Source organism: Pseudomonas delhiensis, assembly GCF_900187975.1.
GTDB lineage: Bacteria > Pseudomonadota > Gammaproteobacteria > Pseudomonadales > Pseudomonadaceae > Pseudomonas > Pseudomonas delhiensis.
On record NZ_FZPC01000032.1, the window covers coordinates 42,076 to 66,247 of the forward strand.

Here is a 24,172-nt window from a genome sequence, read left to right on the forward strand (position 1 = left end):
ACACCGCTCGACTGCGCCGGCCTTTCTGGCGTGGGCCGGTCGGATTGCGCAGGTCGTCCTAACCTGCCTCGAACAGAGCCATCGCCTCCACATGCGCCGTCTGCGGGAACATGTCGAGGATTCCGGCACGCTTCAGGCGATAGCCCTGACGGGCCAGTTCGCCGGCGTCGCGCGCCAGGGTCGCCGGGTTGCAGGACACATAGAGTACCCGCTCGGCGCCCAGGGCGCGCATGCCCCGTGCCATCTCGAGCGCGCCGTCACGCGGCGGGTCGAGCAGCACGGCGGAAAATCCCTTGGCCGCGTCCCCGGCGAACCAGCGCGCCGCGGAGAGCGGCTGCGCCAGGTCGGCCTGGTGGAACACGGCGTTGTCCAGGCCATTGGCCCGGGCGTTAGCCGCGGCGCGCGCGACCATGCTGTGCACACCCTCCACGCCCACCACGCAGGCGGCGCTGCGGGCCAGCGGCAGGGCGAAATTGCCCAGGCCACAGAACAGGTCTAGCACCCGTTCCGTCGCCGCGGGAGCCAACCAGTCGAGGGCCTGCGCGACCATGGCCGCGTTGACCGGCTCGTTGACCTGGACGAAGTCCCCCGGCCGGTAGGCCAGGGCCAGGTCCCAGGCGTCCAGGCGGTAGCCCAGTCGCCCCTCGCCGTCGGCCGGCGTCGGTTCGCCGTCGCCCTGCAGCCACAGCTGCACATCCCGTGCCGAACAGAAGGCCTGGAGGCGTTCGAGGTCGGCGCCGGGCAAAGCTTCGGTGTGGCGCAGCAGCAAGGCGCAGGCGGTGCCGTGGAACAGCTCGACGTGGCCGATGGCCCGCGGCCGCTGGAAACCCTGCAGCAGCGCCGGCAGTTCGCGGGCCAGCGCCTGCAGCTCGGGCACCAGCACCAGGCAGTCGTCGAAGGCGACGATGGCCTGGCTGGCGGCGGCGCGGAAGCCGACCTCCAGGCGCTGGGCCTTGGCATCCCAGCGCACGGCGATGCGGGCCCGGCGGCGATAGCCGAATTCGGGGCCGGCCAGGGGCTCTGCCCAGTGTTCGGGGACGATCTCGCCGAAGCGCTGCAACTGCTCGGCGAGGGTGCGCTGCTTGAGCGCCAATTGTCCGGCGTGGGGCAGGTGCTGCAGGGTGCAGCCGCCGCACTTGCCGGCCACCGGGCAGGGTTCGGCGCGGCGCTCCGGCGCGGCGGCCAGGATGCGTTCGCCGCGGGCGTCCACCACCTGGCTGCGCGCGGCCAGCACGCGGGCCTCGACCTCTTCGCCGGGCAGGGCGCCGGCGACGAACCAGGTGCGCCCTTCCAGGTGCGCGATGCCGCGGCCGTCATGGGCCAGGCGCTCGATGCGCAGGCGCTGCTTCTTGCCCACCGGCACGCCCGTGCCGCGGGCGCCGCCGCTGGGCTGGAAGCGCAGCCCGCTTCTCTGCTTGGCCATGTCAGTTGGGGTCGTAGATTCCGGAGGACAGGTAGCGGTCGCCGCGGTCGCAGATGATCGCCACCAGCACGGCGTTCTCCAGCTCGCGGGACAGGCGCAGCATGGCCGCCACCGCGCCGCCCGAGGACACGCCGCAGAAGATGCCTTCCTCGCGGGCCAGGCGGCGCATGACGTCCTCGGCCTCGCTCTGGTGCATGTCCACCACGCGGTCGACGCGGCTGGCGTCGAAGATCTTCGGCAGGTATTCCTGCGGCCAGCGGCGGATGCCGGGGATCGACGAGCCTTCCATCGGCTGCAGGCCGACGATCTGCACCGCCGGGTTCTGCTCCTTGAGGTAGCGCGACACGCCCATGATGGTGCCGGTGGTGCCCATGGAGCTGACGAAGTGGGTGATCTCGCCACCGGTCTGGCGCCAGATCTCCGGGCCGGTGCCCTGGTAGTGGGCCACCGGGTTGTCGCCGTTGGCGAACTGGTCCAGCACCTTGCCCTTGCCTTCGCGCTGCATCTGGTCGGCCAGGTCGCGGGCGCCTTCCATGCCCTGCTCCTTGCTCACCAGGATCAGCTCGGCGCCGTAGGCGGTCATGGCCGCCTTGCGCTCGGCGGTGGAGTTGTCCGGCATGATCAGGATCATGCGGTAGCCCTTGATCGCCGCGGCCATGGCCAGGGCGATGCCGGTGTTGCCGGAGGTGGCCTCGATCAGGGTGTCGCCGGGGCGGATGTCGCCGCGCAGCTCCGCACGGGTGATCATCGACAGCGCCGGGCGGTCCTTCACCGAGCCGGCCGGGTTGTTGCCTTCGAGTTTCACCAGCAGGGTGTTGGAGGTTTCCCCGGGCAGGCGCTGCAGGCGCACCAGCGGAGTATTGCCGATGCACTCGGCGATGGTGGGGTACTGCACGGTCATGGAGTCGCTCGTCGTCAGCAAGGCGGATCTGGATAACGGCCTATGATACCGGTAAACCGCCGCCGGCCATATCGGCAAGCGCAGCGAGTGGCATCGGCGGCCCTGCCGGCCCCGGCGTCGAGGCTGCGGAATCCTTATATGAACACCTGAACATTCGCGTAGGAAAGCTCCGCAATTCACATGCTGCCACAAAGTGCTTCAGCGCCCATGGACCGTGGGCTGCAGCGCAATCCGAGGCCTCCGCCGACATATGCGGTAACCTTCGTGAAGATGAAAATGATTTGCGTTACCCACAGGCTCCGCCGCCATCACGAGCAATCAGGAGCCAACAGATGTCCCTTCCCCTTTCCCGCCACGCCCTGGCCGGCGCCGTCGCCCTGGCCATCGCCGGCCAGGCCCAGGGCAACGACACCCTGAGCCTGGGCGATACCGTGGTCACCGCCGCCGGCTACGAGCAGAAGGTCACCGAGGCGCCGGCCAGCATCAGCGTGCTGAGCCGCGAGGAACTGGAGCAGAAGCGCTACAGCAACCTGGCCGAGGCCCTGGAGGACGTCGAGGGCGTCGACATCGGCCAGGGCACCGGCAAGACCGGCGGGCTGAACATCAGCATCCGCGGCATGCCCAGCGACTACACCCTGATCCTCATCGACGGCCGCCGGCAGAACAGCGCAGGCAACATCACCCCCAACGGCTTCAACGAGACCGCCACCAGCTTCATGCCGCCGCTCTCGGCCATCGAGCGCATCGAGGTGATCCGCGGCCCGATGTCCACGCTCTACGGCTCCGACGCCATGGGCGGCGTGGTCAACATCATCACCCGCAAGGTGGCCCCCGAATGGGGCGCCACCCTCAGCCTCGACCACACCTTCCAGGAACACCGCGACTACGGCGACAGCAGCGGCACCAGCCTGTACGCCAGCGGCCCGCTGGTGGTGGACAAGCTCGGCCTGAACCTGCGTGGCAGCTTCCTCGACCGCGGCGCCTCGGACCTGAGCTTCGACGACGGCGCCACCGTCAGCCGCCGCGGCGCCGCCCCGGTGGAGGGGCAGAACTACAACATCGGCAGCCGCCTGACCTTCACCCCCAACACCGAGCACGACATCTCCCTGGACTTCGAGCGCGGCCGCCAGGCGTACGACAACGACGACTGCCAGCTGGGCAACCTCGACGGCAAGGCCGGCGGCAGCGCCACCGACGGCTGCAGCCGCGACGCGCCGACGCGGGCCAACGGCTACGCCGACGAGCTGCGCTTCGAGCGCGACCAGTTCGCCCTCTCCCACACCGGCCGCCTGGGCTTCGGCACCCTCGACAGCAGCCTGACGCACATCGCCACCGAGACTCTCGGGCGCACCATCCCCGGCACCATGGGCGTGCCCTACAGCGGCTACCCGTCGATCGTCGGCGGCGACGCGCGCAAGCTGAAATCCACCGACCTGGTGCTGGACAGCAAGCTGGTGATGCCCCTGGGCCAGGCGCACGTCTTCACCCTCGGCGGCCAGTACTGGGACGCCAAGGTCGAGGACGGCATCGCCACCGAAGACTTCCAGCAGAGCTCCTGGGCGCTGTTCGCCGAGGACGAGTGGCGCCTGCGCGAGGACCTGGCGCTGACCCTCGGCGGCCGCTACGAGGACCACGAGGCCTTCGGCGGGCACTTCAGCCCGCGCGCCTACCTGGTGTGGAACACCACCGACAGCTGGACGCTCAAGGGCGGCGTCAGCCAGGGCTACAAGACGCCCACGCTGAACCAGCTGCACGACGGCATCAACGGCGTCAGCGGCCAGGGCCAGATCATCACCATCGGCAGCCCCGACCTGGACCCGGAAACCTCCACCAGCACCGAGTTCGGCATCTACTACGACAACCTCGCCGACTTCAACGCCAACCTCACGCTGTTCCACACCCGCTTCAAGGACAAGATCGACACCGGCCCCCCGGTGGCCAACTGCAACTGGCCGGACGCGCCGAACCAGCCCGGCTGCATCGACATGGGCAGCAGCTTCCAGCAGGAGAACTTCGCCCAGCAGGTGAACATCGGCAAGGCCCGCACCCAGGGCGTGGAGCTGGCCGGGCGCTGGGCCTTCGCCCCGGCCTGGGCGCTGGCGCTGAACTACACCTACACCGACAGCGAGCAGCTCAGCGGCGACGACAAGGGCGCCCCGCTGACCAACACCCCCAGGCACCTGGCCAATGCCCGGCTCGACTGGCAGGCGCACGAACGCCTGAAGCTCTGGCTCAAGGGCGAGCACCACGGCGAGCGGGCGCGCTTCACCTCGCGCTACGCCAACCTCAGCGCGGCCAACCAGGCCATCGCCCGCCAGGTCGGCGACCTGGACGCCTACCAGGTGTTCCACCTCGGCGGCTCGTTCAAGGCCAGCCAGAACCTGACCCTCAATGCCGCCGTATACAACCTGCTGGACAAGGACTTCCTGGGCGGCGAGTACTACACGACCGCCACCGGCGGCACCGCCTGGGCCTCCCACTACATCCAGACGGCCCAGGCCACCACCGGCACCCTGGAACAGGGCCGGCGGCTGTGGCTGTCGGCGGTGCTCGAGTTCTGACGCCGGCCCGCGCCCGCCCGCCTCAGGCGGCGGGCAGGCGCAGGTGCATGCGCAGGCCGGGGTCGCCGCGCTCGGCCCAGAGCTCGCCGCCCTGCAGGCGGATGGCGCTGCGGGCGATGCTCAGCCCCAGGCCGAAGCCCTCGCCGGACCGCGCCGCGGAAAGGCGGGTGAAGGGCAGGAAGATGCGCTCCAGGTCGGCGGCCGCCACCCCCGGCCCCTGGTCGGCCAGGCAGAGGTGCCAGAAGTCCCCCTCGCGCTGGCCGAGCAGGTGGATGCAACCGCCTTCCGGGGAATGCCGGATGGCGTTGCGCAGCAGATTCTCCAGGGCCTGCGCCAGGCCGTTGAGATGGCCGCGGACCACGCAGTCCACCGGCACCTCGCAGTGGAAGCGCGAAGGCGCCCAGCCGGACTCGAAGCCGGCGTCCTCCACCAGCAGCTCCCACAACGGCAGGATGGCGACGTCCTCCAGCGGCAGGCGCGGCCGCTCGGTGTCCATCCAGGCCAGCTCCAGGGTGTTGGCCACCAGGCGCTGCATGACCTCCACCTCGCGCTCCAGGCGCAGGCGCAACGGGTCGTCGGCCGGCGCACTCTCGGCGGCGACGCGCAGGCGGCTGAGCGGGGTGCGCAGCTCATGGGACAGGTCGCGCAGCAACTGGCGCTGGAACTCCACGTGGCCGCTCAGGCGCTGGGCCATGTGGTCGAAGGCGCGGCCCAGCTCGCCCAGCTCGTCGCGGCGGACGCTGACCTCGCGGGCGGCGCCCGAGCCCAGGTCGTCGGCGCGCAACGCGTTGGCGTGCTCGCGCAGGCGCGCCAGCGGGTGGATCAGTTGGCGGTAGAGCAGCGTGCACAGCAGCAGCGCCAGCCCGGCGGGCACCAGCCCATGGGTGAAGAAACGCAGCAGCACGGAGTAGCCGCCGGGCTTGAAGCGTTGCGGCAGCTGCAGCACCAGGCGGCCGTCGGCGGGGTGCCCGGGGAAGGGAATGCCAATGTAGGGCAGGCTCCGGCTGCGGTTGCTCACCGGCCAGTCCAGGCCGCGCTGGAAGGTCAGGCGGGTGGCCTCCTCGATGCTCAGCGGCTGGCTGCCCAGGGGCTGCAGGCGGCCGTCCAGCGCCACCATCCAGGTCTGCTCGCTGGCCCGCATGCGCGCCAGCCAGTCGTCCACCGCGGCCTCGCCGCCGGCGTTCCAGGCCCGCTCCAGGTCGGCCGCGTAGCCCCGCAGCACGGCCTGGGCCTGAGCGTCGAGGAAATAACCGCGACGCTCGACCTGGCGGCCCCAGGTCCAGGACAGCCAGATGAGCAGCAGGCAGAGCAGCACCACCGGCACCGCCAGGCGCCAGAACAGCGAATGGCGGCCGGGCAGCAGCTGGCGCGGGCGCCGCTCATTCGGCGCTAGCGAAAACATAACCCTTGCCCCAGACCGCGCGCAGTTGATGGCGCAGGTAACCGATGGACTGCAGCTTGCGGCGCAGGTGGCTGACGTGCATGTCCAGGCCGCGGTCGTGGGCGGTGAAGCCACGGTGCAGCACATGCTGGTAGAGGAACGGCTTGCTCAGGGTCTCGTCGACGTTGCCGAGGAAGGTCTCCAGCAGGCGGTGCTCGGTGGCGGTGAGGCCGGCGCTCTGCCCTTCCCAGGCCACCTCGCAGGGCTCCTCGCTCAGGCGCAGCCCGGCGTCCTCCGGGCCCGCCGGCAGCAGGCTGCCGCGCTCCAGGGCGACGCGGCGCAGGATGGCGTCGATGCGCACGTTCAGCTCGGCCAGGCTGAAGGGCTTGGGCAGGTAGTCGTCGGCGCCCTGGGAGAAACCGGCGATGCGGTCCTGCTCGGCGCCCAGGGCAGACATCAGGATCACCGGCACGCGCTGCTCGCGGCGCAACTGGCGCAGGGCCTCCAGGCCGCTGCAGCCGGGCAGCATGACGTCCAGCAGGACCAGGTCGAAGGCCTCGCTCAAGGCCTGGTCCAGCCCCTCGCGGCCATCGCGGCACCAGGTCACGGCGAAGCCGCGCTGGCTCAGGTGGCTGTGCAGGTGCGCGCCCAGGGTGGGGTCGTCCTCGATGGTCAGCAGGCGGGGTTGGCTGGTAGCAGTCTGGATCATGGCAAACAAGACTTATTCGCGAACGACAAGTATTCATGAGGGCCCATGCCCAGGGCAAGCGCAGCCGTCCGGCGGTCAATGTGCGGGATTCCCGCCCGGCGACCCGCTAAACTGCCCCGAAACCGCTTAGGAGGACGCGCGTGTTCAAGGATCTCGGCGGCGGGTGCTGCTGCTCACCCTGCTGCCCACCAGCCTGCTGACGCTGGTGCTGGGCGGCTACTTCACCTGGGTGCAGCTGTCGGACATGCGCGTGCAGTTGATCGAGCGCGGCCAGTTGATCGCCGAACAGCTCGCCCCGCTGTCGGCCTCCGCCCTGGACCACGGCGACCTGCCGCTGCTGGAGCGCATCGCCAACGAGGCCCTGGACCAGCCCGACGTGCGCGCGGTGACCTTCCTGGGGCCCGAGCGCACGCGCCTGGTCCACGCCGGGCCGAGCATCCTCACCCCCATGCCCGGCGGCGACGCCACCCACCTGAGCCTGGTCAGCAGCCTGGACACCACGCACTTCCTGCTGCCGGTGCTGGGCCGCCACCGCAGCCTGTCCAGCACCCCGGAGGAGGACGCCAACCGCCTGCTCGGCTGGGTCGAGCTGGAGCTCTCGCACCACGGCACCCTGCTGCGCGGCTACCGCAGCCTGTTCACCAGCCTGCTGCTGATCGTCAGCGGCCTGGTGGTCACCGCCCTGCTCTCCCTGCGCATGAGCCGCGCCATCAGCGCGCCCCTGGGGCAGATCGCCCAGGGCGTCGCGCAGCTCAAGGAAGGCCGCCTGGAAACCCGCCTGCCGGCCCTGGGCAGCCACGAGCTGGACGAGCTGGCGGGCGGCATCAACCGCATGGCCGAGGCGCTGCAGAGCGCCCAGGAAGAGATGCAGCACAACATCGACCAGGCCACCGAGGACGTGCGGCAGAACCTGGAGACCATCGAGATCCAGAACATCGAGCTGGACCTGGCGCGCAAGGAGGCCCTGGAGGCCAGCCGCATCAAGTCCGAGTTCCTGGCCAACATGAGCCACGAGATCCGCACCCCGCTCAACGGCATCATCGGCTTCACCAACCTGCTGCAGAAGAGCGACCTCACCGTGCGCCAGCAGGACTACCTGGGTACCATCCAGAAGTCCGCCGAGAGCCTGCTGGGGATCATCAGCGAGATCCTCGACTTCTCCAAGATCGAGGCCGGCAAGCTGATCCTCGAGAACATCCCGTTCAACCTGCGCGAGCTGGTCCAGGACACCCTCACCATCCTCGCCCCGGCCGCCCACGAGAAGCGCCTGGAACTGGTCAGCCTGATCTACCGCGACACCCCGCTGAACCTGGTGGGCGACCCGCTGCGCCTGAAGCAGGTGCTGACCAACCTGGTGAGCAACGCCATCAAGTTCACCCACGAAGGCACCATCGCCGTGCGCGCCATGCTCGAGGACGAGAACGACGAGCGCGCGCAGCTGCGCATCAGCGTGCGCGACACCGGCATCGGCCTGACCAACGCCGACCTGCGCGCGCTGTTCCAGGCCTTCAGCCAGGCCGACAACTCGCTGTCGCGGCAGGCCGGCGGCACCGGCCTGGGGCTGGTGATCTCCAAGCGCCTGATCGAGCAGATGGGCGGCGAGATCGGCGTCGACAGCAGCTCCGGCGAAGGCTCGGAATTCTGGATCAGTCTGAGCCTGCCCAAGGCCCGCGAGGACAGCGACGACAACCTGCCGGCGCCGCCCAGCGGCCACCGCGTGGCGCTCTGCGAACCCCACGAGCTGACGCGCGCCGCGCTGCACCACCAACTGGAGGACTGCGGCCTGGAGGTGCACGAGTTCGACGGCCTCGACGCCCTGCGCGAAGCCCTGGACAAGCCCGCCGAAGCCGGCAGCGCGCCGATCGAGCTGGCGGTGCTCGGCGTCAACCTCGCCGACAGCCAGCCGGACGTGCTGCGCCAGACCATCCGCGACTTCGAGCTCAAGGGCTGCAAGACCCTGGTGCTGTGCCCCACCGTCGACCAGTCGCAGTACAACGCCGTGCTGCCCGAGGGCCAGGTGCAGAGCAAGCCGGCCTGCACGCGCAAGCTGCAGCACGCCCTCGACCAGCTCCTGCACCTGCGCCCGGCGCGCAAGGACAAGCCCTCGCCGCGGGCCGAGCGCCAGGTGCCGCACCTGCTGTGCGTCGACGACAACCCGGCCAACCTGCTGCTGGTGCAGACCCTGCTCGGCGACCTGGGCGCGGAAGTCACCGCGGTGGACAACGGCCTGGCCGCGGTGGAAGCGGTGCAGCGCGAGCGCTTCGACCTGGTCTTCATGGACGTGCAGATGCCCGGCATGGACGGCCGCCAGGCCACCGAGGCGATCCGCCACTGGGAGGCCCAGCGCGAGGTCAGCCCGGTGCCCATCGTCGCCCTCACCGCCCACGCCCTGGCCAACGAGAAGCGCGCCCTGCTGCAGGGCGGCATGGACGACTACCTGACCAAGCCGATCGACGAGCGCCAGCTGGCCCAGGTGGTGCTCAAGTGGACCGGCCTGGCCCTGGCCGGCCGCGGCATGGCGGCCCAGGGCGGGCGCTGCGCCGCCGACGGCCTGGCCGTGCTCGACGCCGAGGAAGGCCTGCGCCTGGCCGCCGGCAAGGCCGACCTGGCCGCCGACATGCTGGCCATGCTGCTCGCCTCCCTGGCCGCCGACCGCCAGGCCATCCGCCTGGCCCGCGAGCGCAACGACCGCGCCACCCTGATCGAGCGCGTGCACCGCCTGCACGGCGCCACCCGCTACTGCGGCGTGCCGCAGTTGCGCGCCGCCTGCCAGCGCGCGGAAACCCTGCTCAAGCAGAACGACCCGCAGGCCGGCGCCGCCCTGGAGGACCTGGACCACGCCATCGGCGAGCTGACCCGCGCCACCGAAAGCCACACCGGGCAGCGCGCGCCCCACGACACCCACTGAGGCCGGCCATGCGCATCATCCTGTTCAGCAGCCAGAACCACGACCGCGACAGCTTCCTCGCCGCCAACCCCGGGCACGGCTTCGAGCTGCATTTCCAGCAGAGCCCGCTGCGCCCGGACACCGTCGCCCTGGCCATGGGCTTCGAGGTGGTCTGCCCGTTCGTCAACGACGACCTCTCGCGGCCGGTGCTGGAACACCTGGCGGCCGGCGGCACGCGGCTGATCGCCCTGCGCTCGGCCGGCTACAACCACGTCGACCTGGCCGCCGCCCACGCCCTGGGGCTGACCGTGGTGCGGGTGCCGGCCTACTCGCCCCACGCGGTGGCCGAGCATGCCGTGGGGCTGGTCCTGGCGCTGTGCCGGCACCTGCACCGCGCCTACAACCGCACCCGCGAAGGCGACTTCTCGCTGCACGGGCTGACCGGCTTCGACCTCCACGGCAAGACCGTCGGGGTGGTCGGCAGCGGGCAGATCGGCCAGGTGTTCGCCCAGATCATGCGCGGCTTCGGCTGCCGGATACTGGCCTACGACCCCTACCCCAACCCGGCCATCGAGGCCCTCGGCGGGCGTTTCGTCGGCCTCGACCAACTGCTCGCCGAGTCCGACGTGATCAGCCTGCACTGCCCGCTCAACGACGCCACCCGCCACCTGGTCAACGCCGACAGCCTGCAGCGCATGAAGCGCGGCGCCATGCTGATCAACACCGGCCGCGGCGCGCTGGTGGACACCCCGGCGCTGATCGAGGCGCTCAAGAGCGGCCAGCTGGGCTACCTGGGGCTGGACGTCTACGAGGAGGAAGCGGAGATCTTCTTCGCCGACCGCTCCGACCTGCCGCTGCAGGACGACGTGCTGGCGCGCCTGCTGACCTTCCCCAACGTGATCATCACCGCGCACCAGGCCTTCCTCACCCGCGAGGCGCTGGCGGCCATCGCCGGGACCACGCTGGACAACATCGCCGCCTGGCGCCAAGGTGCTCCTGTCAACCTCGTCGAACCCTGAGGACCGTGGCCACGCCGCCACGGTCGCGAGTCCGGGCCACTTCCCCTACTATGGGCGGACTTTCGGAGGACCCATGGCTCAACACGATTTCCGCTACAACCTGCTCAACCCGCAACACACGCTGAACGAGTGCCGCGCGCTCGGCCCGGGCCTCTACCAGGTCACCGGCAACGGTGGCTCGATCCAGAACGGCGACACCCTGCTGGTCAGCCTCAAGGGCAGCCGCGACCTGAGCATGACGCTGACGGTGGACAAGGTGCGCCACCTGATCAACCCGCCGGGGCAATGGACCGCGGTGGCCAAGGGGCCGGTGTTCAAGGAGCTGTCGATCCTCAACTGGCAGGTCAAGTGCGACGGCTGCGGGACCATGCTGGACTTCGAGTTCGCCGTCGACGCCAGCCTCGGCAAGGCCGCCCACGCCCCTGCCGCCACCGCGCGCATCGCCGAGCTGGGCTGGAGCGTGGACGGCGACCGCCACCTCTGCCCCGCCTGCCAGGCCCGGGAGCAAGCATGAAGAAGACGCTGACAGCCCTGCTCGGCGCCCTGCTGCTGGCCGGCTGCGCCCAGCACCCGACGGAACCGGAAAGCGACCAGGCCTACCGCGTGGAATGGATCGGCAAGCGCCCGCTGGTGGGCCGCAGCCACGTCAGCCTGACCTTCGACGGCCAGGGCCGGGCGTTCGGCAACGCCGGCTGCAACCACTGGTTCGCCAGCTACCAGATCGATGGCGAGCAGCTCAGCTTCGGCCAGCCCGGCAGCACCCGGCGGATGTGCGCGCCGGCGCTGATGGAGCAGGAACAGCGCTTCTTCCAGGCCCTGGGCGAAGTGCAGCGCTGGGAAATAACAGACAAGGGCGAACTGCGCCTGCTCTCGGCCGACAGCCGCGTGCTGCGGATGTGGCCGGAGGATTGAGGCGCGCCTACGGCGTTATTCGCCATGATCGCGGACAGAGTCCGCGATGGGATTCACCGGCCACGCCGGACATCCCGGTGACACGGCCAACGGCGGATAACCGCGAACGGTTATTCGCCCTACGTCATGGGAGGGCTTGGCGTAGGGCGCATAACGCCTACGGCGTTATCCGCCAAATCGCGGACAGAGTCCGCTCCTACCCTGCCACCACTGTCCCACCTGTAGGAGCGCGCCCTGCGCGCGATTCGCGGGCAGGGCCCGCTCCTACGGTTCCAGGAAGCACGGTCGCAGGAACGGACTCCGTCCGCGATGCGCTTCAGCCGCGGTAATACCGCTGCGGCACGAAGGGCGTGCGCGCCACCTTCATCGGCACGCGCTTGCCGCGGACCATGGCGAACACTTCGCTGTCCAGCGCGGCATGGGCGCCGGCCACGTAGCCCATGGCCACCGGCGCGCCCAGGCTCGGGCCGAAGCCGCCGCTGCTGACCTTGCCGATCACCGCGCCATCGGCGTCGACGATCTCCGCCCCTTCGCGCACCGGCACGCGCTCCTGCGGCAGCAGGCCGACGCGCTTGCTGGCCACGCCTTCGCGCTGCTGGGCGAAGATCCGCTCGGCGCCGGGGAAGCCGCCGGCGCGCGCGCCATCGGCGCGGCGCACCTTGGAGATGGCCCAGCCCAGGCTCGCCTCCACCGGGGTGGTGGCGCTGTCCATGTCATGGCCGTACAGGCACAGGCCGGCCTCCAGGCGCAGCGAGTCGCGCGCGCCCAGGCCGATCGGCTGCACCTCTTCCTCGGCCAGCAAGGCGCGGGCCAGGGCTTCGGCCTGGGCCACCGGCACGGAAATCTCGTAGCCGTCCTCGCCGGTGTAGCCGGAACGGCTGACGTTGCATTGCACGCCGAGCAGCTCGACCGTGGCCACCTGCATGAAGGTCAGCGCCTTCACCGCCGGGGCGAGGCGTCCCAGCACCTCGGCCGCCGCCGGGCCCTGCAGGGCCAGCAGGGCGTGGCTGTCGAACAGCGATTCGATCTCGCAGCGGTCGCCGATGTGCTGGCGCAGGTGCGCCAGGTCCTGGTCCTTGCAGGCGGCGTTGACCACCAGAAACAGGTGGTCGCCGGCATTGGCCACCATCAGGTCGTCGAGGATGCCGCCCTCGGCGTTGCTGAACAGCGCATAGCGCTGCTGGCCCAGCGGCAGGTCGAGGATGTCCACCGGCACCAGGCTTTCCAGCGCCGCGGCGGCATCCGCGCCGCGCAGGCGCAGCTGGCCCATGTGCGAAACGTCGAACAGGCCGGCCCGGGCGCGGGTATGCAGGTGCTCCTTGAGCACGCCCAGGGGGTATTGCACCGGCATCTCGTAGCCGGCGAAGGGAACCATCTTCGCACCCAGTTCCAGGTGCAGGTCGTACAGGGGCGTCTTGGCGAGGCTCATGGCGTCTCCTTGGCGAAAAAAAGGCCGCGCCGGCGCATCCGGCGCCAGCCGCGGCCACGGCGCCCGCCGGGGCGGGCGCGGGGACTCAGGCGTCCTGGTAGTCGGCGATCGACGGGCAGGAACAGGCCAGGTTGCGGTCGCCGTAGACGTTGTCCACGCGGCCCACCGGCGGCCAGTACTTGGCGTCCACCAGGCTGGCCAGCGGGTACACCGCCTGCTCGCGGCTGTAAGGGTGGCTCCACTGCCCGACCAGCTCCGCCGCGGTGTGCGGGGCGTTCTTCAGCGGGTTGTCGTCCTTGTCCAGCTCGCCGCGCTCCACCGCGCGGATTTCCTCGCGGATGCGGATCATGGCGTCGCAGAAGCGGTCCAGCTCCTGCTTCGACTCGCTCTCGGTGGGCTCCACCATCAGCGTGCCGGCCACCGGGAAGGACATGGTCGGGGCGTGGAAGCCGAAGTCGATCAGGCGCTTGGCCACATCGTCGACGTTGATCCCGCTGGTGTCCTTGAGCGGGCGCAGGTCGAGGATGCATTCGTGGGCCACCAGGCCGTTCTCACCGGTATAGAGCACCGGGTAGTGCTCTTCCAGGCGGCGGGCGATGTAGTTGGCGCCGAGGATGGCCGCCTGGGACGCGCGCTTGAGGCCGGCGCCGCCCATCATGCGGATGTACATCCAGGTGATCGGCAGGATGCTGGCGCTGCCGAAGGGCGCGGCGCTCACCGCACCCTGCTTGCGCTCCAGCTGCTCGCCATGGCCGGGCAGGAAGGGCGCCAGGTGCGCCTTCACGCCGATCGGGCCGACGCCCGGGCCGCCGCCGCCGTGGGGGATGCAGAAGGTCTTGTGCAGGTTCAGGTGCGACACGTCGCCGCCGAACCTGCCCGGCGCGCACAAGCCGACCATGGCGTTCATGTTGGCGCCGTCGATGTACACCTGGCCGCCGTTGTCGTGGACGATGGCGCAGATGTCGCGCACCGCTTCCTCGAACACGCCGTGGGTCGACGGGTAGGTGATCATGATCGCCGCCAGGCGCTCGCGGTGTTCCTCGGCCTTGGCCTTGAGGTCGGCCAGGTCGACGTTGCCGCGCGCGTCGCAGGCGGTGACCACCACGCGCAGGCCGGCCATCTGGGCGGTGGCCGGGTTGGTGCCGTGGGCCGAGGACGGGATCAGGCAGATGTCGCGGTGGCCCTCGCCACGGCTGGCGTGGTAGGCGCGGATGGCCAGCAGGCCGGCGTACTCGCCCTGGGAGCCGGCGTTGGGCTGCAGCGACACGGCGTCGTAGCCGGTGGCGGCGCAGAGCATGGCCTCCAGCTCCTGGGTCATGGCGCGGTAGCCCTCGGCCTGCTCGGCCGGGGCGAAGGGGTGCAGGTTGCCGAACTCGGCCCAGGTGATCGGGATCATCTCGCTGGCGGCGTTCAGCTTCATGGTGCAGGAGCCCAGCGGGATCATGCTGCGGTCCAGCGCCAGGTCCTTGTCGGCCAGCTTGCGCAGGTAGCGCATCAGCTCGGTTTCCGAGTGGTAGCGGTTGAACACCTCGTGGCGCAGGAAGGCCGAGGTGCGCAGCAGGGCTTGCGGCAGCTGGTCGCCGACGCTGGCGGCCAGGGCGGCGAAGTCCGGCAGCGCCTGGCCGGCGGCGAACACCGCCCACAGGGCTTCGACGGCAGCCTGCTCGCAGGTTTCGTCGAGGCTCACGCCGACGCGGCCGTCGTCGATCGCCCGCAGGTTGAGGCCGGCGGCCCTGGCGGCGGCATGGACCTCGGCGGCCGGGCGCGCGGCGGCGACGCTCAGGGTGTCGAAGAAGAACTCCTGCTCGACCTTGTGGCCCAGCTGCGCCAGGCCGACGGCGAGGATGGCGGTCAGCCGGTGCACGCGCCGGGCGATGTCGCTCAGGCCCTGCGGGCCGTGGTAGACGGCGTACATGCTGGCGATGTTGGCCAGCAGCACCTGGGCGGTGCAGATGTTGCTGGTGGCCTTCTCGCGGCGGATGTGCTGCTCGCGGGTCTGCATGGCCAGGCGCAGCGCCGGGTTGCCGAAGCGGTCGATGGAGATGCCGACCAGGCGCCCGGGCATGTCGCGCTTGAAGGCATCGCGTGTGGCGAAGTAGGCCGCGTGCGGGCCGCCGAAGCCCAGCGGCACGCCGAAGCGCTGGGCGCTGCCCAGGACCACGTCGGCGCCGAACTCGCCCGGCGGCGTCAGCAGGGTCAGGGCCAGCAGGTCGGCGGCCACGGCCACCAGGGTACCGGCGGCGTGGGCGCGCTCGATCAGCTCGCGGTAGTCGATGACCGCGCCGGTGCTGGCCGGGTATTGCAGCAGCACGCCGAAGTAGGCGGAAAAGTCCTGCAGCGCGGCCTCGTCGCCGACCACCACCTCGATGCCCAGCGGCTCGGCGCGGGTACGCAGCACGTCGAGGGTCTGCGGGTGGCAGTGGGCGGAGGCGAAGAAGGCCTGGGCGGCCTTGTTCTTCGACAGGCGCTTGCAGAAGGTCATGGCCTCGGCGGCGGCAGTGGCTTCGTCCAGCAGCGAGGCGTTGGCGATCTGCATGCCGGTCAGGTCGCCGATCAGCGTCTGGAAGTTCAGCAGGGCTTCCAGGCGGCCCTGGGAAATTTCCGGCTGGTAGGGGGTGTAGGCGGTGTACCAGGCCGGGTTTTCCAGCAGGTTGCGCAGGATCGGCGCCGGGGTGTGGCAGGGGTAGTAGCCCTGGCCGATGTGGTTGCGCAAGAGCTGGTTCTTCGCGGCGATGGCGCGCAGGTCGGCCAGGGCCTGGGCCTCGCCCTGCCCTTCGCTGCCACCGAGCACGCTGGTGCCCTTGATGCTGCTGGGGATGACGCTGTCGGTCAGGGCGTCGAGGCTGGCGTAGCCGACCAGTTCGAGCATGGCCTGGGTGTCGGCCTCGCGCGGGCCGATGTGGCGGGCGATGAATTCGTTGCGGGTGCTCAGTTGGACCTTGCTCATGCGGGCTCCCCGGTTCAGGCGCGGGCGGACAGGTAGGCTTCGTAGCCGGCCTGGTCCATCAGGGTGTCGAGGGCGGCGGCGTCATCCAGGCGGATGCGGAAGAACCAGCCGTCGGCCAGCGGCGCCTGGTTGACCAGCTCCGGGCCGTCGATCAGCGCGGGGTTGACCTCGGTGACCTCGCCGGCCAGCGGCATGACGATGTTGCTGGCGGCCTTCACCGACTCCAGCACCGCCACTTCGGCGCCCTGCTCATGGCGGCCGAGCTCCGGCAGCTGGACGTAGACCACGTCGCCCAGGGCTTCCTGGGCATAGTCGGTGACGCCGACGGTCACTTCGCCGGAAGCTTCGAGGCGCAGCCATTCATGGTCGGGTGTGAAGCGCAGGGTGGTCATGGATCGTCCTCTTGGTCTCGTCTGGAGCCGTCGGGTGGCTCGCGATTTTTCCCGGCACAAGAGCAAGGGTGATGCCAGAACAAACAAAACCCTTATAAATCAATTAATTGAAAAACCACACCATCAGCCGCGAACTGACCATTGGAACGAAATCATTCCACGAGAACCAGCGAGTCTCCTGGCTTTTAGCGCATCAGGGCCCCGGCTGGCGCGGCCGCCACCGAATGGAACGAAACCGCTCCATCGGAGCGAAATCGTTCCACCCTCAGCGCTCGCCGATCCCGTACTTGCGCAGGCGCTGGCCGATGGCGGTGTGCGAGGTGCGCAGGCGCGCGGCCAATTGGCGCGTCGAGGGGTAGGCCGCGTAGAGGCGCTGCAGCAGCGACTTCTCGAACTGCTGCACGGCCTCCTCCAGGCTGGTGACCTCCTCGTCGGCGGCCTGGCGGGTGTCCAGCTCGGTGCCGGCCACTTCCAGGTCCTCGACGCCGATCACCTCGCCCTCGCCGATGGCCGCGGCGCGGAAGATCTTGTTCTGCAACTGGCGCACGTTGCCGGCCCAGCGGTTGCCCAGCAGCAGCGGGTGGGTTTCCGGCGCCAGGCGGCAGGGCGGGCGCTGGATCTGGGTGCAGGCCAGGCGCAGGAAGTGCTCGGCCAGCAGCAGGATGTCCTGGCCGCGCTCGCGCAGCGGCGGCACCTGCAGGTTGAGGACGTTGAGGCGGTAGTAGAGGTCTTCGCGGAAGCTGCCCTCGCCGACCATCTTCGCCAGGTTGCGGTGGGTGGCGCAGAGCACCCGCACGTTCACCCGCACCTCGCGTTCACCGCCGATGCGGCGGAAGCAGCCGTCGCTGAGGAAGCGCAGCAGCTTGGCCTGCAGGTAGGGCGACATCTCGCCCACCTCGTCGAGGAACACCGTGCCGCGGTCGGCCAGCTCCAGCAGGCCCGGCTTGCCGCCGCGCTGGGCGCCGGTGAAGGCACCCGAGGCGTAGCCGAACAGCTCGCTCTCGGCCAGGCTTTCCGGCAGCGCCGCGCAGTTCAGCGCCAGGAAGGGTTCTTCGCGGCGTGCGCTCAAGGCATGGCAAGCGCGCGCCACCAGTTCCTTGCCGGTGCCGGTCTCGCCCTGGATCAGCAGCGGCGCGTCCAGCCCGGCGACCTTGCGCACCCGCGCCTTCAACTGCATCAGCGGCGGCGAGCGACCGATCAGGCCCTGCAGGCCCTCGGCGTGGTCGTGGTGCAGCAGCGACAGGCGCTCGCCGATGCGGCTCGGCGGGTAGAGCGTCAGCAGGCCGCCGTCCAGGGCGTCGCCGGCGCCGCGGATCGGCGTGGCGTCCAGCAGCAGCGGCTGGCCGCCGAGGCTGACCTCGTGCATCGGCAGGCGGAAGCCCTTCTCCACCAGGTGCTCGGCCAGGCCCGGTTCGTCGAACAGGGTGGACAGCGACTCGCCGGCCGGCTGGCGGCCGCACAGGTCGATCAGCCGGGGGTTGGCGAAGAGCACCCGGGCCTGGGCGTCCACCGCCAGCACCGGGTCGCCCATGGCCGCCAGCAGCGCGTCCAGGTGCAGGCTGCGGCGCTGGCCGGGGAGCATGTCGACGATCTGCACCGAGAGCACGCCGCGCACCCGCAGCAGCGCGCCATGCAACTCGTGGAGCACTTCCTGGCGCAGCTCGGGAGCATCTATATAGACGTTCGGCGGCACCATCTCCACCGCGTCCAGGTTCAGGTTGCGCGCGCCCAGCAGCGCCAGGACTTCCTGGGTGATGCCGACGCGGTCGGTGAAGGTGACGTGGATTCGCATGCTCGGGGCCCTGGCTACGCGCTGCGCATGATCGGACTTTTGCCCGGCGCAGACAACGCTCAGAACCCGTTGACGCAGTTATGCCGACGCGCAGCAGCGCGTCGGCAGGTTCTCAGAACAGGCTGAGCTGCTCGGCCCTGCCGCGCAGGTCGACCAGGCGCACGCCCACGCCGATCAGCCGCACCGGCCGCGCGCCGCGCTGGAAGGCCTGGTTCAGCAGTTGCCGGTAGCTGTCCAGGTCGCGGCTGGCGTTGGCCTGCTCCAGGGTGGTCTGGGTGAAGTCGTGGAACTTCAGCTTGACGAAGGGCTTGCCCGGCCGGTAGCTGGCGTCCAGGCGGCGCATGCGCCGCTGCAGCTCGTCGAGCAGCCCGGGCAGCTCGGCCAGGCAGGCGTCGACGTCGGGCAGGTCGCGGTCGAAGGTGTTCTCCACGCTGATCGACTGGCGCCGGCTGTCCACCTGCACCGGGCGCTCGTCGATGCCGCGGGCCAGGTTCCACAGGCGCTCGCCGAAGCCGCCGAACTCGCGCACCAGCGCCAGGCGCGACCAGTCGCGCAGCTGCTGGCAGTCCTGCACGCCCAGGCGCGCCAGCTTCTCGGCGGTGACCTTGCCCACGCCGTGGAGCTTCTTCACCGGCAGCTCGGCGACGAAGTCCTCGACCTGCTCGGGGGTGATGACGAACAGGCCGTTGGGCTTGCGCCAGTCGCTGGCGATCTTGGCCAGGAACTTGTTCGGCGCCACCCCGGCCGAGACCGTGATGCCCAGCGACGACCAGACGCGCCGGCGGATGTCCTGGGCGATGCGCGTGGCGCTGCCGGAAAACTGCTGGCAGTCGCTGACGTCCAGGTAGGCCTCGTCCAGGGACAGCGGCTCGATGAGGTCGGTGTAGTCGCGGAAGATCCCGTGGATTTCCCGCGACACGCCTTTGTAGATGTCCATGCGCGGGCGCACGATGGTCAGGTCCGGGCACAGCTTGACCGCAGTGCGCATGGCCATGGCCGAGTGCAGGCCGTAGACGCGCGCCTCGTAGTTGCAGGTGGCGACCACCCCGCGCTTGTCCGGCGAACCGCCCACGGCCAGCGGCTTGCCCGCAAGGCTGGGGTCGTCGCGCATCTCGATGGCGGCGTAGAAGCAATCGCAATCGATGTGGATGATCTTTCGCTGCCGGGAACTCAACGCGGAACCTGCTCGGACGGTATTGCACCGGAACACCGGGGCAATGCCCCCGCCGTTCCTGCGCGCTCGGTGAAGGCACCATGGTAATGCAAAACGGCGCGAACGCCCGCGCCGCCCGCCCTGGGCCGCCCTGCTTCGCTAAGCATCTGAAGAAAAACCAGTTTTTCCAAGAAAACGGTTGACAGGGTGGCCGTCCTGAGTAGAATGGCCGCCGCGGGATGGAGCAGTCTGGTAGCTCGTCGGGCTCATAACCCGAAGGTCGTTGGTTCAAATCCAGCTCCCGCAACCAGACACAAGGAAAAGGCCACTCTTCGGAGTGGCCTTTTTCGTTTGCGCTCAATTTAAATAATTGATCGGAAAGCAGAAATCGATTGACAGGGTGTTCAGCCCGAGTAGAATGGCCGGCGCGGGATGGAGCAGTCTGGTAGCTCGTCGGGCTCATAACCCGAAGGTCGTTGGTTCAAATCCAGCTCCCGCAACCAACATAGAAAAAAGCCACTCTGCGGAGTGGCTTTTTTCGTTACAGCGGAAAAAGACCGAGCCTGATCCAGGCTGCGCCCCCCATAATTGCAGTCATTTGTTCCCACGGACTTGGGAATTCGCGAGGGTGCCCCCACCTGTCGCGCAACAGCCATGAGGTGCCCGATGCGCGTCGACTCCACCGCGCCTGAGACTCCGCAAACCGCCAGCGCCCCTTCCCGCCCCCGCCTGATCGAACGGCTCGGCGCCCACCGCCAGGCCATCGGCGTCGGCGTCACCCTGTTGCTGTTCGCCCTGGCGCTGGTGGCCTGCTACCACCTGCTGCGCGACATCGATCCCTATTCCCTGCACGACGCCATCCTCGACATCCCCGGCGACGCGCTGTTCGGCGCCCTGGCCGCGACGGTCGCGGGGTTCATCTGCCTGCTCGGCTACGAATGGTCGGCCACCCGCTTCGCCGGGGTGAAGCTGCCGCTGCCGACGCTGCTGACCGGCGGCTTCAGCGCCTTCGCCATCGGCAACGCGGTGGGCCTGTCGATGCTCTCCGGCGGTTCGGTGCGCTACCGCCTGTACGCCCGCGCCGGGCTGAACGCCATGGAAGTGGCGCGCATGACGCTGTTCGCCAGCCTGTCCCTGGGCTGCGCGCTGCCGATCCTGGCGGCCATGGCCGCGCTCAGCGACCTGCCCGACGCCGCCCTGGCGCTGAACCTGCCGCAGTGGCTGGTGGCGACCCTGGCGGTGGCCATCCTGGCCTTCTGCGTGCTGCTGGTGGTCGGCATGGAGCGGCGCCGCGAGCCGGAGCAGCCGTCGCCGGACAGCCAGCTGATCCGCATAGGCCGCCGTTCGGTGCGCCTGCCGGGCCTGCGCCTGTCGCTGCTGCAGTTGGTGATCACCGCGCTGGACGTGGCCGCCGCCGCCACCGTGCTCTACCTGCTGCTGCCCGAGGCGCCGCCGTTCGGCGCCTTCCTGCTGGTCTACATGATCGCCCTGGCCGCCGGCGTGCTCAGCCACGTGCCCGGCGGCGTCGGGGTGTTCGAGGCGATCCTGCTGGCGGCCTTCGCCGGCCAGCTGGGCGCCGCGCCCCTGGCCGCCGCCCTGCTGATGTATCGCCTCATCTATGTGGTGCTGCCGCTGCTGCTGGCCTGCCTGCTGCTGCTGGTGGTCGAGGCGCGGCGCATGCTCCTGGCGCGCCAGGCGATGCGCGTGGCGTCCGGCCTGGCTGCGCCGGTGCTGGCGGTGCTGGTGTTCATTTCCGGCATCGTCCTGCTGTTCTCCGGCGCCACCCCGTCCATCGACACCCGCCTGGACCAGCTGGACTTCCTGGTCCCGCACCGCCTGGTGGATGCCTCGCACTTCGCCGCCAGCCTGATCGGCGTGCTCTGCCTGCTGCTGGCCCAGGGCCTGCGCCGGCGGCTGTCGGCGGCCTGGGCGATCACCCTGGTGCTGCTGCTCAGCGGCGCGGTGCTGTCGCTGCTCAAGGGCGTGGACTGGGAGGAAGCGCTGATCCTCGGCGTCACCGCCCTGCTGCTGGCGATCTTCCGCCGCTCCTTCTACCGCCGCAGCCGGCTGATGGAAGTGCCCTTCTCGCCGCTGTACCTGGCGGCGGCCGCCTGCGTGGTGGCGGCGTCCATCTGGCTGTTCCTGTTCGCCTACCAGGACGTGCCCTACAGCCACGAGCTGTGGTGGCAGTTCGCCCTCGACGCCGACGCCCCGCGCGGCCTGCGCGCCCTGCTGGGCAGTTGCCTGCTGCTGGCCGCGGTGGGCCTGACCTGGCTGCTGCGCACCTCGCCGCCGGCGATCCACGAGCCGGGCGCCGAGGAACTGGACCGCGCCGCCGCCATCCTCGCCCGTTCCGAGCAGCCCGACGGCGGCCTGGCGCTGTCCGGCGACAAGGCCCTGCTGTTCCACCCCGGCCAGGACGCCTTCCTCATGTACGCCCGCCGCGGCCGCAGCCTGGTGGCGCTGTACGACCCGATCGGCCCGACCCAGGCCCGCGCCGAGCTGATCTGGCAGTTCCGCGACCTCTGCGACCTGCACCACGCGCGCCCGGTGTTCTACCAGGTGCGCGCGGAGAACCTGCCGTTCTACATGGACATCGGCCTGACCGCCCTCAAGCTCGGCGAGGAAGCGCGCGTGGACCTGCGCCGCTTCGACCTGGAAGCCAAGGGCAAGGACATGAAGGACCTGCGCTACACCTGGAACCGCGGCCAGCGCGACGGCCTGGCCATCGAGTTCCACGACGCCGGGCAGGCGCCGATGGAGCAGCTCAAGGCGATCTCCGACGCCTGGCTGGGCGGCAAGGCCACCCGCGAGAAGGGCTTCTCCCTGGGCCGCTTCACCCCCGAGTACCTGCGCTACTTCCGCGTCGCCGTGGTGCGCCACCAGGGCCGCGCGGTGGCCTTCGTCAACCTGCTGGAGACCGCCAGCCACGAACTGGCCAGCCTGGACCTGATGCGGGTGGTGCCGGACGCGCCGAAGATGACCATGGAATTCCTCATGCTCGGCCTGATCCTGCACTACAAGGAACGCGGCTACGCCCGCTTCAGCCTCGGCATGGTGCCGCTCTCGGGCCTGCAGCCGCGCCGTGGCGCGCCGCTGACGCAGCGCCTGGGCGCGCTGGTGTTCCACCGCGGCGAACAGTTCTACAACTTCCAGGGGCTGCGTCGCTTCAAGGACAAGTTCCAGCCCGACTGGGAACCCCGCTACCTGGCCGTGCCCGCCGGACTGGATCCGCTGGTGGCGCTGGCCGATACCGCCGCCCTGATCGCGGGCGGCCTGTCCGGACTGGTGAAACGCTGATATGTCGAAACGTCGCTGGCGCCTGTTGGCCATCGTCCTGCTACTGGTAATCGCCGCTGCCGCCACAGCTGTGCTGCTGTGGCTCCACCCGCTGTCCCAGGCGCGCCTGGAGCACGGCAAGCTGCCCGACGGCAGCCCCGTGAGCCTGGCCATTCCCGCCCGCCATCCGACTGCCACCGTGCTGCTGGCGGTGCCCCAGGACAACAAGCTGGACGACGCCCAGCTGCTGGCCCTGGCCCACGACAATGGCGCGCGGGTGGTGCAGTTCCTGTTCCCGGACAACGACTGCGTGGCCCAGCAGCACCGCGTGCAGGCCGCGCTGAACCTGCTCGACGCCCAGCCCACCCTGGTCGCCGGGGTGCATCAGGGCGGCGCCTGGGCCTGGCGCTGGCTGGCCGGGCAGAGCAGCGACAAGGCCAAGGCCCTGTCGGTCGGCTTCGCCCTCGACAAGCCCGACTGCGCCGCGCCCAAGTTGCCGCAGAGCACGCCCCACGGCCACTGGACCGCCGCCTGGAACGACAACCCGGACGACGGGACCGCGCGCTTCGCCCGCAGCCAGCAGAACGCCGAGACCGTCATCGCCAACTACTACGACAGCCTGCCGGTGGTCCTCGACGACCAGCTCAAGCGCCTGATCCAGGGCAGCGGCGACGACTTCCCGGTGGTCGAGGTGCCGGCCGCCAAGCCGTCGCCCACCGTCACCCTGTTCTATTCCGGCGACGGCGGCTGGCGCGACCTGGACCGCGACGTCGCCGGGCAGATGGCCGAGCTGGGCTACCCGGTGGTGGGCATCGACGCGCTGCGCTACTTCTGGGAGCACAAGAGTCCCGAGCAGAGCGCCGCCGACCTCGCCCTGCTGATGCAGCACTACCGCGAGAAGTGGGGCGCCACCCACTTCGTGCTGGCCGGCTACTCCTTCGGCGCCGACGTGCTGCCGGCCATCTACAACCGCCTGCCCGAGGCCGACAAGCAACAGGTCAGCGCCGTGCTGCTGCTGGCCCTGGCGCGCAGCGGCAGCTTCGAGATCGAGGTGCAGGGCTGGCTGGGCAAGGCCGGCCAGGAAGCCGCCACCGGCCCGGAACTGGCGCGCATGCCCGGGCCCAAGGTGCTCTGCGTGTACGGCATCGACGAGAAGGACGAGAGCGGCTGCACCCAGCCCCAGGCCATCGGCGAGAACCTGGAACTGCCCGGCGGCCACCACTTCGACGAGAACTACCCGGCCCTGGCCAAGCGCCTGGTGAACGCCATCCGCGCGCGCCAGGTGCCGCCGAACGAGTCCTGAGCCGAAGGCTGGCTTACACTTCAGGCATTGGCCGCCTCTTCAGCCTGGCTTCAGGCTGAAGAGGCAAGGTGCCCGGACCCGCCG

Annotated in this window: 16 protein-coding genes and 2 tRNA genes; 9 read left to right on the top strand and 9 right to left on the bottom strand. The window is 70.1% G+C overall.

From position 1 onward, the window contains the following. Positions 1-58 precede the first annotated feature (58 nt). Positions 59-1,423: a 23S rRNA (uracil(1939)-C(5))-methyltransferase RlmD gene (rlmD, locus tag CHC02_RS24820; RefSeq protein WP_089394063.1), complete on the bottom strand. Its 1,365-nt coding sequence runs from the start codon at positions 1,421-1,423 to the stop codon at positions 59-61. A gap of 1 nt (position 1,424) precedes the next feature. Further along, positions 1,425-2,324 carry a cysteine synthase CysM gene (gene cysM, locus CHC02_RS24825; RefSeq protein ID WP_089394064.1) on the bottom strand — a complete coding sequence of 300 codons (900 nt, stop codon included), beginning with the start codon at positions 2,322-2,324 and terminating at the stop codon, positions 1,425-1,427. 332 nt (positions 2,325-2,656) lie between these two features. Between cysM and CHC02_RS24830 the strand changes: the two genes are divergently transcribed. Then, positions 2,657-4,885 (top strand): TonB-dependent receptor domain-containing protein, encoded by a 2,229-nt coding sequence (locus CHC02_RS24830; protein ID WP_089394065.1) that lies wholly within the window; start codon positions 2,657-2,659, stop codon positions 4,883-4,885. 22 nt (positions 4,886-4,907) lie between these two features. On the opposite strand, the gene CHC02_RS24835 is transcribed toward CHC02_RS24830, so the two are convergent. After that, positions 4,908-6,287: a HAMP domain-containing sensor histidine kinase gene (locus CHC02_RS24835; RefSeq protein ID WP_089394066.1), complete on the bottom strand. Its 1,380-nt coding sequence runs from the start codon at positions 6,285-6,287 to the stop codon at positions 4,908-4,910. Next, on the bottom strand, positions 6,265-6,975 hold the full coding sequence (locus CHC02_RS24840) for a response regulator transcription factor (protein WP_089394067.1): 711 nt from the start codon (positions 6,973-6,975) through the stop codon (positions 6,265-6,267). The genes CHC02_RS24835 and CHC02_RS24840 overlap by 23 nt, the downstream gene beginning before the upstream one ends. Before the next feature lie 163 nt (positions 6,976-7,138). Here CHC02_RS24840 and CHC02_RS24845 point away from each other — a divergent pair, with 163 nt between their 5' ends. The 4 genes from CHC02_RS24845 to CHC02_RS24860 all read left to right on the top strand — a co-directional run bounded on the left by CHC02_RS24845 (position 7,139) and on the right by CHC02_RS24860 (position 11,793). Then, the gene (locus CHC02_RS24845; RefSeq protein WP_089394068.1) at positions 7,139-9,883 is read left to right on the top strand and encodes a response regulator; all 2,745 of its coding nucleotides are present in this window, start codon (positions 7,139-7,141) and stop codon (positions 9,881-9,883) included. Between the two features lie 8 nt (positions 9,884-9,891). Then, the gene (locus tag CHC02_RS24850) at positions 9,892-10,881 is read left to right on the top strand and encodes a 2-hydroxyacid dehydrogenase (protein WP_089394069.1); all 990 of its coding nucleotides are present in this window, start codon (positions 9,892-9,894) and stop codon (positions 10,879-10,881) included. Between the two features lie 73 nt (positions 10,882-10,954). Further along, a complete protein-coding gene (locus CHC02_RS24855; RefSeq protein ID WP_089394070.1) occupies positions 10,955-11,395 on the top strand; it encodes a hypothetical protein in 441 nt (146 codons plus the stop codon). Then, complete coding sequence (locus tag CHC02_RS24860) at positions 11,392-11,793, top strand: META domain-containing protein (RefSeq protein ID WP_089394071.1); 402 nt, start codon at positions 11,392-11,394, stop codon at positions 11,791-11,793. The genes CHC02_RS24855 and CHC02_RS24860 overlap by 4 nt, the downstream gene beginning before the upstream one ends. A 316-nt stretch (positions 11,794-12,109) precedes the next feature. Here the strand turns inward: CHC02_RS24860 and gcvT are convergent, their stop codons facing one another. The 5 genes from gcvT to dinB all read right to left on the bottom strand — a co-directional run bounded on the left by gcvT (position 12,110) and on the right by dinB (position 19,527). Then, on the bottom strand, positions 12,110-13,222 hold the full coding sequence (gene gcvT / locus CHC02_RS24865) for a glycine cleavage system aminomethyltransferase GcvT (RefSeq protein WP_089394072.1): 1,113 nt from the start codon (positions 13,220-13,222) through the stop codon (positions 12,110-12,112). 85 nt (positions 13,223-13,307) lie between these two features. Then, on the bottom strand, positions 13,308-16,169 hold the full coding sequence (gcvP, locus tag CHC02_RS24870; protein ID WP_089394073.1) for an aminomethyl-transferring glycine dehydrogenase: 2,862 nt from the start codon (positions 16,167-16,169) through the stop codon (positions 13,308-13,310). Positions 16,170-16,183: 14 nt separating this feature from the next. After that, on the bottom strand, positions 16,184-16,561 hold the full coding sequence (gene gcvH / locus CHC02_RS24875) for a glycine cleavage system protein GcvH (RefSeq protein ID WP_043271120.1): 378 nt from the start codon (positions 16,559-16,561) through the stop codon (positions 16,184-16,186). Between the two features lie 265 nt (positions 16,562-16,826). Further along, positions 16,827-18,353 carry a sigma-54-dependent transcriptional regulator gene (locus CHC02_RS24880; protein ID WP_089394074.1) on the bottom strand — a complete coding sequence of 509 codons (1,527 nt, stop codon included), beginning with the start codon at positions 18,351-18,353 and terminating at the stop codon, positions 16,827-16,829. Positions 18,354-18,465: 112 nt separating this feature from the next. Next, on the bottom strand, positions 18,466-19,527 hold the full coding sequence (gene dinB, locus CHC02_RS24885; protein WP_089394075.1) for a DNA polymerase IV: 1,062 nt from the start codon (positions 19,525-19,527) through the stop codon (positions 18,466-18,468). A 212-nt stretch (positions 19,528-19,739) separates the two neighbouring features. Between dinB and CHC02_RS24890 the strand changes: the two genes are divergently transcribed. The 4 genes from CHC02_RS24890 (at position 19,740) to CHC02_RS24905 (ending at position 24,088) form a co-directional block, all read left to right on the top strand. Then, positions 19,740-19,816 (top strand) — tRNA-Met (locus CHC02_RS24890). Positions 19,817-19,932: 116 nt separating this feature from the next. Further along, positions 19,933-20,009: transfer RNA gene (locus CHC02_RS24895), tRNA-Met, on the top strand. A gap of 163 nt (positions 20,010-20,172) precedes the next feature. Then, the gene (mprF, locus tag CHC02_RS24900; protein ID WP_089394076.1) at positions 20,173-22,806 is read left to right on the top strand and encodes a bifunctional lysylphosphatidylglycerol flippase/synthetase MprF; all 2,634 of its coding nucleotides are present in this window, start codon (positions 20,173-20,175) and stop codon (positions 22,804-22,806) included. Between the two features lies 1 nt (position 22,807). Further along, positions 22,808-24,088, top strand: coding sequence for a virulence factor family protein (locus tag CHC02_RS24905; RefSeq protein ID WP_089394077.1), 1,281 nt, complete (start codon positions 22,808-22,810; stop codon positions 24,086-24,088). Positions 24,089-24,172 lie beyond the last annotated feature (84 nt).